The organism is Phenylobacterium sp. (genome assembly GCF_030693805.1).
Classification (GTDB): domain Bacteria; phylum Pseudomonadota; class Alphaproteobacteria; order Caulobacterales; family Caulobacteraceae; genus Phenylobacterium.
In genome coordinates, this window is record NZ_JAUXZW010000330.1 from 1 (window position 1) to 10,234 (window position 10,234).

General features: G+C 70.5%; 7 protein-coding genes. 2 read left to right on the plus strand and 5 right to left on the minus strand.

Annotated features, from left to right (window positions below):
* On the plus strand, nt 1-1,023 hold a 1,023-nt coding region (locus Q8M88_RS12960; protein WP_305597576.1), incomplete at its 5' end, for a diguanylate cyclase.
* A gap of 145 nt (nt 1,024-1,168) precedes the next feature.
* On the opposite strand, the gene rpmG is transcribed toward Q8M88_RS12960, so the two are convergent.
* Together rpmG and Q8M88_RS12970 are read right to left on the minus strand one after the other, a co-directional pair.
* Nucleotides 1,169-1,336, minus strand: coding sequence for a 50S ribosomal protein L33 (gene rpmG, locus Q8M88_RS12965; protein WP_299541601.1), 168 nt, complete (start codon nt 1,334-1,336; stop codon nt 1,169-1,171).
* Nucleotides 1,337-1,441: 105 nt separating this feature from the next.
* Entirely contained in the window at nt 1,442-2,125 is a 684-nt protein-coding gene (locus Q8M88_RS12970) for an NUDIX hydrolase (protein ID WP_305597577.1), read from the minus strand.
* Between the two features lie 160 nt (nt 2,126-2,285).
* On the opposite strand from Q8M88_RS12970, the gene ybaL reads away from it, so the two are divergent.
* On the plus strand, nt 2,286-4,250 hold the full coding sequence (ybaL, locus tag Q8M88_RS12975) for a YbaL family putative K(+) efflux transporter (protein ID WP_305597578.1): 1,965 nt from the start codon (nt 2,286-2,288) through the stop codon (nt 4,248-4,250).
* On the opposite strand, the gene rnr is transcribed toward ybaL, so the two are convergent.
* The 3 genes from rnr to dprA form a co-directional block, all read right to left on the minus strand.
* Nucleotides 4,247-6,523: a ribonuclease R gene (rnr, locus tag Q8M88_RS12980; RefSeq protein ID WP_305597579.1), complete on the minus strand. Its 2,277-nt coding sequence runs from the start codon at nt 6,521-6,523 to the stop codon at nt 4,247-4,249. The two genes, ybaL and rnr, sit on opposite strands and share 4 nt — an antisense overlap.
* 66 nt (nt 6,524-6,589) lie before the next feature.
* Nucleotides 6,590-9,220 carry a type I DNA topoisomerase gene (topA, locus tag Q8M88_RS12985; protein ID WP_305597580.1) on the minus strand — a complete coding sequence of 877 codons (2,631 nt, stop codon included), beginning with the start codon at nt 9,218-9,220 and terminating at the stop codon, nt 6,590-6,592.
* A gap of 130 nt (nt 9,221-9,350) precedes the next feature.
* The coding region (dprA, locus tag Q8M88_RS12990; RefSeq protein ID WP_305597581.1) for a DNA-processing protein DprA at nt 9,351-10,234 on the minus strand (884 nt) is incomplete at its 5' end.

Below are 10,234 nucleotides of genomic sequence, written 5' to 3' on the forward strand. Positions count from 1 at the left end.
CGGGTGCGCAGCCTGACCCGCCTGAAGATGGTGATCGACGAACTGCGCGACCGTGAGGCCTCGGGCCGCCGCATGGGCGTGATCGCCGGCGCGGCCTCGCGCCTGGGCGGCTCCGGCGGTCGCATCCTGATCATCGACGACCATGAGCGCCAGGCCCAGCGGGTCGCCGCCGAACTGGCGGTCGAGCATCGCCCGGTGGTCGAGAGCGATCCGGAGAAGGCGCTGATGACGGCGCGCGGACCGGTCGACCTGGTGATCGTCAACGGCGCCTCGCGCGGATTCGATGGACTGCGCCTGGCCGCCCAACTGCGTTCCGATGAGGTCACCCGCCATCTGCCGATCCTGGCCATCGTCGACTTCGACGAGCGTCCCAGGCTGGTCAAGGCGCTGGAAATCGGCGTCAACGACATCCTCTCCAAGCCGATCGACCCGCAGGAGCTGTCGGCGCGCGCGCGCACCCAGATCCGCCGCAAGCGTTACACCGACTACCTGCGCGACAACCTCGACCACTCGCTGGAACTGGCGGTCACCGACCAACTCACAGGCCTGCACAACCGCCGTTACATGGCCGGCCAGCTCGACGCCCTGGTCCAGCGCGCGGCGCTGGGCGGCGATCCTGTTTCGGCGCTGCTGATCGACATCGACCACTTCAAGAAGATCAACGACGGCTTCGGCCACGACGTCGGCGACGAGGTGCTGCGCGAGTTCGCGGTGCGGCTGGCCTCCAACGTGCGCGCCATCGACCTGCCGTGCCGCTACGGCGGCGAGGAGTTTGTGGTGGTGATGCCGGACACCCAGCTCGAGGACGCCCAGCGCATCGCCGAGCGGATCCGCCTGCACGTGGCGGGCGCGCCGTTCCGCGTGATGGCCGGGGCCGAACTGCTGACCGTGACCATCTCGATCGGCGTGGCGGCCACCATCGGCGCCCTCGACCGCCCCGACGCCCTGCTGAAGCGCGCCGACGAAGGCCTCTACGAAGCCAAGGCTTCGGGACGCAACAAGGTCATCGCCCGCGCGGCGTGAGTCTGAGCCGGTCCCCTCCGTCGCTCCCATGGGTCGCGCCACCTCGCCACAGGCGGGGTCGGAGGGGGCGATAGCAGTCCCAAAACGCAAAACGCCCGGTCCAGGGACCGGGCGTTTGACTCGATAAATCAGCTGTTAGCGTGATTTACTTGATCTTGCCTTCGCGGAACTCGACGTGCTTGCGCACGACGGGGTCGTACTTCTTCAGCACCAGTTTGTCGGTCTTGGTGCGGGCGTTCTTCTTGGTCACATAGAAGAAGCCGGTGTCGGCCGACGAGTTCAGGCGGATCTTGATTGAGGCGGGCTTCGCCATGGTCGGTCCTTGAGCGGGCCGGCGGGAACGCCGCCGGAGGTGTTTCTTAAAGAGCGCGGGACAATACGAATCGCGCCCGCAAAGTCAATGCGATGCAGCGCGGCGTCAGATGTGGCTGATGTGCCGCTTGCGGCGGATCATGCGCATGAAGGGGATCGGCAGGTTCGGATTGTCCAGCCGCGCGACCACTTCGCTGACCATCATGCGGGTGACGTCGGCCAGATCCAGGCCCAGTGCGTCGTCGATGTCCAGCCAGTCGATCTGGTCGAGCTCGCCGCAGTCGGGCTGGCGTTCCAGGCTGGTCAGCCGCTCGGCGTCGGCCATGAAGAACCGCGCATCGAACCGCTTGTGGACGAATGGCGGGGTCACCGCGCGTCCGACGAAGCGTAGCGCCGCCAAATCGGCCAGCGCGCCTTGGGCCAGGAATTCCCGCCAAGGACCGACCGCCGTGCGCGGCGGGGCGGCCTTGGCCAGCAGCAGGCCGGCCTCTTCGAACGTTTCGCGAATCGCCGCCATGGCCAGCGCACGACCGCGCGCGCCGGGGGCGGCCACATGCAGCTTGGCCTCGACCTCTGGGCTCAGGTCGGTAGCGAATGGGGCGCGATAGTCGGACGGGTCGATGCGCCCGCCGGGGAACACCCACTTGTCGGGCATGAAGTTGTGCGTGGCGTGGCGGCGGCCCATCAGCACGCGGGGCTTCGGCCCGTCGCGCCGCACGATCAACAAGGTTGCGGCATGGCGCGGACGTACAGTGCGCTGGGGCGCGGATGCGGCGGCGTCGTCTGACATCGCTCAAGCATAGGCGGCGAGGCGGCCAGGGAAAGGCCGGGAACGCGAAAAGTCCCAGGAGAATCGATCTTGGGGATAACGCCGACGTGTCCGCCCCTTGGGTTGTGTCGGGCGGCCCGCGTTCGCAGGTTGGGACCGAATCTCGCCCTTCAGGAGCCGAATGCCCCATCATACGCCCTTGCTCGCCACCATCGTCGCCGGCCTGGTGACCGCCTTCGTGCTCGGCGCCATCGCCCAGCGACTGCGCCTCTCGCCTCTGGCCGGATACCTGCTGGCCGGCGTGCTGGTGGGCCCGTTCACGCCGGGCTACGTGGCCGACCAGGCGATCGCCAACGAGCTCGCCGAGATCGGCGTGGTGCTGCTGATGTTCGGCGTGGGCCTGCACTTCTCGCTCAAGGACCTGCTGGCGGTGCGCAAGATCGCGGTGCCGGGAGCGATCGTGCAGATGGCGGTGGCCACCGCCCTGGGCGCGGCGCTGGGGCATGCTCTGGGCTGGAGTTGGGTGGCGGGCGTGGTGTTCGGCCTGGCGCTGTCGGTGGCCAGCACCGTGGTGCTGCTGCGCGCCCTGCAGGAGCGCAGGATCGTCCACACCAACCGAGGCCACATCGCGGTCGGGTGGCTGATCGTCGAGGACATCGCCATGGTGCTGGCGCTGGTGCTGCTGCCGGCTATGGCGGGGGCGATATCGTCGGGCGGCGACGCCGGGGTCATGCAGACCTGGATCATCCCCCTGGCGGTGACCCTGGCCAAGGTCGCGGCCTTCGCCGCGGTGATGCTGGTGGTCGGCGCCCGCTTCATCCCTTGGGTGCTGCACTACACGGCCCACACCGGGTCGCGGGAGCTGTTCCGCCTGGCGGTGTTGGCGATCGCGCTGGGCGTGGCGGTGGGCGCGGCTTACCTGTTCGGCGTCTCGCTGGCCCTGGGCGCGTTCTTCGCCGGCATGGTGCTGGCCGGCTCGCCGCTCAGCCAGCGGGCGGCGGAGGAGACGTTGCCGCTTCGCGACGCCTTCGCGGTGCTGTTCTTCGTCTCGGTGGGGATGCTGTTCAATCCGATGGTGCTGGTGCGCGAGCCCTGGCCGCTGCTGGCCACGGTGGGGGTCATCGTCATCGGCAAGTCGCTGGCCGCGCTGGCGATCATCCGCACCTTCGGCCACTCGAACCAGACGGCCCTGACCATCGCCGCCAGCCTCGCCCAGATCGGAGAGTTCTCGTTCATCCTGGCGGGCCTGGGCGTCGGCCTGGGCCTGCTGCCGCCGCAGGGCAGGGACCTGATCCTGGGCGGCGCGATCATCTCGATCCTGCTGAACCCGCTGATCTTCAGCCTGCTGTTCGCCCATACCAACCGAGCGGCTGCGAAAGCCGCGGCCGCGGCCGAGGACGCCGCGGTCGACCTCGTCCCGACGGCCTTGAGCGAGCACGCGGTGCTGGTCGGTTTCGGGGTGATCGGCGCCTCGGTCGCCGAGAGCCTGCGCGAGGGGGCCCAGGCGGTGGTGGTGATCGAGGTCGACGAGGCGGCTGCGCTACGGGCGCGGGCCGCCGGCCTGGAGGCGCTGGAAGGCAACGCCGCCGACAGCCAGGTGCTGGCCGCCGCCGGCATCAAGCGCGCCACGCGGCTGTTCGTGGCCATCCCCGACGGCTTCGAAGGCGGCCAGATCGTCGAGCAGGCGCGGCGCGCCAACGCCAAGCTGGAGATCGTCGCCTGTCCGCGCTCCGACGCCGAAGCCCAGCATCTGCTGGCCCATGGGGCGGACCGCATCGTCATGGGCGAACGCGAGATCGCGCGGGAAATGCTCGCCGCCGTCGACACGCCCTCGGCTCCAGCGCCAAGCGCTACTCCTGACCTGCCCGCTCAATCGGTGTTCGCTGCGCCGGCCCGCGAGCGTGTGATCCTGGAGGACGTGGAGCGCGCGCTGCTGGAGACCCTGCGCACGCAGGACATCTGGCCTGGCGAGGCGCTGTCGCGCGAGACGCTGCAAGGCGCCGCCCACGGCCAGGGCTTCGCGCCGCCGCAGGTCGAGAGCGCGCTCAAGATGCTGCTGGAGCGCGCCTACGTCCGCGATCTAGGCGACGGCCGTGTGACCTTCACCAAGCAGGGCTTCCTCACCGCTGTGCAGGCGGCGACCTAGCGCCGTCGCTGGCCGGCGCGGGACGGTCCGCGCGACTGGGGTCCGCGCGACTGCGGGCGACCGCGCTGGGGGAGCCTCAGACGCGGCGCGGTGGGGTCTGCGGGGGCGGCCTCGCTCAGCATGTCGAACAGCAGCCCGCCGGTGATCGGCGTCGCCTCGGCGAGCCGCACCTGCACGGCCATGCCCAGCGGCCAGCGCTTGCCGGTGCGCTCGCCCACCAGGGCGTGCGAGCGCTCGTCATGGTGGAAGAACTCCGCGCCCAGTCGCGACACCGGGATCAGGCCGTCGGCGCCGGTTTCGGTCAGCCGTACGAACAGGCCGAAGCGGGTGACGCCGGTAATCCGTCCTTCGAACTCCGCTCCCACGCGATCAGCCAGCAAGGCGGCCACATAGCGATCGGTGGCGTCGCGTTCGGCGGCCATGGCCCGGCGTTCCGCCCCCGTGATCAGCTCCGCGGTGTCCTTCATGCGCGAGATGTCGCGGTCGGTGAGGCCGTCGTCCCCCAGGCCCAGCGCGCGGATCAGGCCGCGATGGACGACGAGGTCGGCGTAGCGGCGGATCGGGGAAGTGAAATGGGCGTAGCGATCGAGGTTCAACCCGAAGTGGCCGATGTTGTCGGTCGAGTACTGCGCCTGCATCTGGCTGCGCAGCACCACCTCGTTGACGATCTCGCGGTGCGGGCCTTCTCGGGTCTCGTCCAGCAGGCGATTGAAGCGGTCGGTGCGCACCGCCTCGCCCTTGGACCAGGCGATGCCCAGGGTGCCGAGGAATTCAGCGAGCGAATCGATCTTCTCGCGGCTGGGCGCATCGTGGATGCGGTAGATCAGCGGCGTCTTCTTGCTCTCCAGCGTCTCGGCGGCCGAGACGTTGGCCTGGATCATCATCTCCTCGATCAGTCGGTGGGCCTCCAGCGAGGCGCGCGGGGTGATCGAGACGACCTCGCCCTCGGGGCTGATGACGATCTTGCGCTCCATGCTTTCGATGGCCAGCGGCGAGCGGGCGCGGCGGCCCTTCAGCATGGTCGCGTAGGCGGCCCACAGGGGCTTCAGAATCGGCTCGAGGATCGGGCCAGTGCGATCGTCCGGCGTGCCGTCGATGGCGGCCTGGGCCTGCTCGTAGGACAGCTTGGCGGCCGAGCGCATCAGGCCGCGCACGAAGCGGTGGGAGCGCTTGCGCCCCGTGGCGTCGAACACCATCCGCACAGCCAGCGTCGCGCGGTTCTCCCCCTCGCGCAGCGAGCACAGTCCGTTGGACAGCACCTCGGGCAGCATCGGCTCGACCCGGTCGGGGAAGTAGACGCTGTTGGCCTTGTCGCGCGCGGTCTCGTCCAGCACCGAGCCCGGGCGCACGTAGGCGGCGACGTCGGCGATGGCCACCCACACGATCCAGCCGCCGGCGTTCTTCGGGTCGTCGTCGGCCTGGGCGAACACCGCATCGTCGTGGTCGCGGGCGTCGGCGGGATCGATGGTGATGAACGGCACGTCGCGCAGGTCTTCGCGGCCGGCGAGCTCAGGCGGCCTGGCGGCGGCGGCCTCAGTCTCGGCCTCGGTCGGGAAGCCGGTCGGGATGCCGTGGGTGTGAATGGCGATCAGCGAGGCGGCGCGCGGCTGGTCCTCGCGGCCGACCACCTCCAGCAGCTTGCCGCGATGGGCCCCGAACCTGCGCTCGGACGGCATCACCTGGGCCAGCACCAGGTCGCCGTCGCGCAGTTCCTGGGCGGTCGGGTCGGTGAGCACCAGGGTGTCTTTGGAGCGGCGGTCGACCGGCTCGACGCGGACCTCGCGGCGGGACTTGCGGATCACCCCGAGCACCCGGTGCGCGCTCTGGCCCAGGCGTTTGATCATCCTGGCCTCGATTTCGCCGGTCTCCAGCCGCTCGAAGCGCACCAGCAGCCGGTCGCCCAGGCCGGGCGCGCCGCCGCTGGCCTCCGACCGGTCGGGCGCGAGACGCACCAGCGGCGCGTCCTCGGCCTTGGCGAGTTTGACCATCAGGTCGCCGTCGGTGTCACGGTCGACCACGTCGGCGACGCCCACCGGTGGCAGGGCGCCAGCCTCGGCCACGCCCTTGCGACCGCGACGGGCCAGCGCGCCTTCTTCCTCCAGCACGCGCAGCAGGTCGCGCAGCGCCTTGCGGTCAGCGCCCTTCAGTCCGAACGCCTTGGCGATGACGCCGCGATCGGCCTCGCCGGTCTCGCGCACGTACTTCAGCAGCGTCTCGCGGTCGGGGAGGCCCTGCGGCAGGCGAGGCGGACGGGGTGTGCGGGGCTTGGCCATCGGCCTTTGTAACGCAGGAATCGCCGTGGCGTCGCGGGGCGGGTGGGATGACGTTCGTGGGAGGCCTCAGCCGCTCGCCTTGGCCTTCTTCGCGGCCGGCTTCTTGGCGGCCGCCTTCTTGGCCGCAGGCTTCGCCGCGGAAGGTCGGGTGGCCTTCTTCGGGGCCGCCTTGGCCTTGGCGCCACGAGCCGGCTTCTTGGTTCCAGCCGCCTCGGCGCGGGCGGCGAGCAGGCCGACGGCTACCTCAAGGGTCAGGTCCTGTGGATCGGTCCCCTTGGGCACGTTCGCATTGGTCGCGCCGTGTTTGATGTAGGGACCGTAGCGGCCAGGCAGGATGCGCACCGGCGCGCCGTCCGCCGGGTGGACGCCGAGGTCCTTCAGCGGCGCGGGCTCGCCTCTGGCGCGGCCCGGGCCGGCCGCACGCTTTTCGGCCAGCAGGGCGACGGCGCGGTTCAGACCGACTTCGAACACCTCGTCCACCGACGACAGGTTCGCGTAGGTGCCAGCGTGCTCGACGAACGGGCCGTAGCGGCCGATGCCCGCGACGATGGGCTTCGCATCCTCTGGGTGGACGCCGACCTCGCGGGGCAGGCGCAGCAGGCGCAGGCCCTTTTCCAAGTCCATGGCGGCCGGCGGCCAGGTCTTCGGCAGGCTGGACCGCTTGGGCTTGTCGCCTTCGCCCAGTTGCACGTAAGGGCCGAAGCGGCCGCTCTTCAGGAACACCGTCAGGCCGGTCTGGGCGTCGAGGCCCAGCTCGCGGTCGCCGCCCTGGGCGTCGGCCTCGTCGCCCTCGGACTGGGCGAGCGGACGGGTGTGGCGGCACTCGGGGTAGTTGGAGCAACCGATGAAGGCGCCGAACTTGCCGGTCTTCAGCGACAGCTGGCCGGCGCCGCAGGTCGGACAGGCGCGCGGGTCGCCGCCGTCCTCGCGCGGCGGGAAGATGTGCGGACCCAGCGCCACATTCAGCGCGTCCAGCACCTGCGTCACCCGCAGGTCGCCGATCTCGCCCACCGCGCCGTGGAAGTCCTTCCAGAACTCGCGCAGGAGCACCTTCCAGTCGAGCTCGCCCGCCGAGACCTTGTCGAGCTTCTCCTCGAGGTCGGCGGTGAATTCGTACTCGACGTACTTGAGGAAGAACTCCTCCAGGAAGGCGGTGACCAGGCGGCCTTTGTCTTCCGGAATGAAACGGTTCTTGTCCATCCGCACATAGGCGCGGTCGCGCAGCACGGTGAGGATCGAGGCGTAGGTCGACGGGCGACCGATGCCGAGCTCCTCCATCTTTTTGACCAGGGTGGCTTCGGAGTAACGCGGCGGCGGCTCGGTGAAGTGCTGATCGGCGCGAGCCGCCAGGACCTTGGCGTCGGCGCCTTCGCGGATCTGCGGCAGCCGGCCGCCGTCCTCGTCAGCGGCGTCGTCGCGGCCCTCTTCGTAGGCCGCCAGATAGCCGTCGAACTGGATCACCTGGCCGGTGGCGCGAAGCCCGGTCTTGCCGTCGGCGCTCTCCAGATCGACCGTCGTACGCTCGATGCGCGCGGCCTCCATCTGGGAAGCGATCATCCGCTTCCACACCAGCTCGTAGAGCCGGCCGAGGTCGGCCTCCAGGCGCAGCGAGCCCGGATTGCGCGCCAGGCTGGTCGGGCGGATCGCCTCGTGAGCCTCCTGGGCGTTACGGGCCTTGGTCTTGTACTGGCGTGCGCTCTCAGGGACGTAGGTGGGCCCGTACAGGCCGCTGATCACCTCGCGGGCCTCGGTGATGGCTTCCGGCGCGCTCTGCACGCCGTCGGTCCGCATGTAGGTGATGAGGCCCACGGTCTCGCCACCGATGTCGACGCCTTCATAGAGCCGTTGGGCGGCCTGCATGGTGCGCTGGGCGGAGAAGCCCAGCTTGCGCGAAGCCTCCTGCTGCAGAGTCGAGGTGGTGAACGGCGGCGGCGGGAAGCGCCGGGCGGGCTTCTTCTCGACGGCGGCGACTGTGAAGGCCGCGGCCTCGACGGCGGCGCGCGCGGCCTTGGCCTCGGCTTCGGCCGCCAGGTCGAACTTGGTGAGCCGCTTGCCTTCGTGCTTGACCAGGCGGGCGAGGAACGGCTCGGCGCCGGCCGCGACGTCGGCCTCGACGCTCCAGTACTCGCGGGTGCGGAAGGCTTCGATCTCCAACTCGCGGTCGACGATCAGGCGCAGGGCGACGGACTGCACGCGGCCGGCGGAACGGGCGCCCGGCAACTTGCGCCACAGCACCGGAGAGAGCGTGAAGCCCACCAGGTAGTCGAGGGCGCGGCGCGCCAGATAGGCGTCGACCAGCTCCATATCGATGTCGCGCGGATTGGCCATCGCCTCGGTGACCGCCGACTTGGTGATGGCGTTGAACACCACGCGCTGGACCTGCGCGCCCTTCAGCGCCTTCTTCTTCTGCAACACCTCCAACACGTGCCAGGAGATCGCCTCGCCCTCGCGGTCGGGGTCCGTGGCGAGGATCAGTCGGGTCGCGCCCTTGGCGGCTTCCGCGATCTCGTTCAGCCGCTTGGCCGACTTGACGTCGACGTCCCAGCTCATCGCGAAGTCCTCGTCCGGGCGCACGGAGCCGTTCTTCGCCGGGAGGTCGCGGACGTGGCCGTACGACGCCAGGACCTTGTAGTCCGGGCCCAGGTATTTGTTGATCGTCTTGGCCTTGGCCGGGCTCTCGACGACGACGACGTTCATGGGCGGAGCGATGGGCGTGATCCTAGGCGGACGGCCGCCCTCGCGTTGAAAACGGCGCAAGGGGGCAGGGGGCGCGAAAAGTGGGGTGCGCGCCTGATGCTGTCAACGTCGCACGATCTGGGGGGCCAGATCACGCTGAAACCGCCATGCCGCCGGGAAGCAGTTCGGCGCGCCCGGCCAACGACAGCTCGATGAGGGCGGCGAACACCACGGGGGCCGGCGCACCGACAGCCCGGACAAGTTCGTCGCAGGACACCGGCGTCGGCGACAGCAGCATCGCCACCGCCTCGCGGATCCTGCCGGCGTCGACATCCGAGGCCGGTCCGCCTGCATAGCGTGGCGGGCCGGGCTCGCGGAGGCCGGTGAAGCCCTCGATGGCGCGCAGCACGTCCTCGGCGCCTTCGCAGATCGCCGCGCCCTGGCGGATCAGGTCGTTGGAGCCGCGGGCCCTGGGGTCGAGCGGCGATCCGGGCACCGCCAGCACCTCGCGCCCCTGTTCGGCGGCCAGCCGTGCGGTGATCAGCGAACCCGAACGGGTCTCCGCCTCGACGACGACCACCGCGCGGGACAGCCCGGCGATGATGCGGTTGCGGCGCGGGAAGTCGCGGGCTTGCGCCTGACGACCCGGCGGATGTTCGGCGACCACTAGGCCGTGGGCGATAATGCGCGCGTACAGGCCGTGGTGTTCAGGGGGGTAGATGTTGTCGATCCCGCCGCCCAGTACGGCGATCGTGCCGGCGTCGAGCGCACCTTCGTGCGCGGCGGCGTCGACGCCGCGGGCCATGCCGGACACCACCACCAGGCCCGCCGCGCCAAGCTCGGAGGCCAGCCCGCGGGCGAAGCGCTGACCGGCGGCCGAGGCGGCCCGAGCGCCGACGATGGCGACGCAGGGCCGCCGCAGCAGGGCGAGGTCGCCGCGCGCCCAGATCACCGGCGGCGGCGGGTCGAGCGCAGCGACGGCTTGCGGGAAGTCGTCCTCGCACGCGGCGATCAGCCGCGCCCCGAGCGCGTCGC

Excerpts from the sequence above, each read along its gene's own strand:
- Q8M88_RS12970 (WP_305597577.1), bottom strand. The coding sequence starts at position 2,125 with ATGTCAGACGACGCCGCCGCATCCGCGCCCCAGCGCACTGTACGTCCG.
- rnr (WP_305597579.1), bottom strand. The coding sequence starts at position 6,523 with ATGGCCAAGCCCCGCACACCCCGTCCGCCTCGCCTGCCGCAGGGCCTC.
- topA (WP_305597580.1), bottom strand. The coding sequence starts at position 9,220 with ATGAACGTCGTCGTCGTCGAGAGCCCGGCCAAGGCCAAGACGATCAAC.
- ybaL (WP_305597578.1), top strand. The coding sequence starts at position 2,286 with ATGCCCCATCATACGCCCTTGCTCGCCACCATCGTCGCCGGCCTGGTG.
- rpmG (WP_299541601.1), bottom strand. The coding sequence starts at position 1,336 with ATGGCGAAGCCCGCCTCAATCAAGATCCGCCTGAACTCGTCGGCCGAC.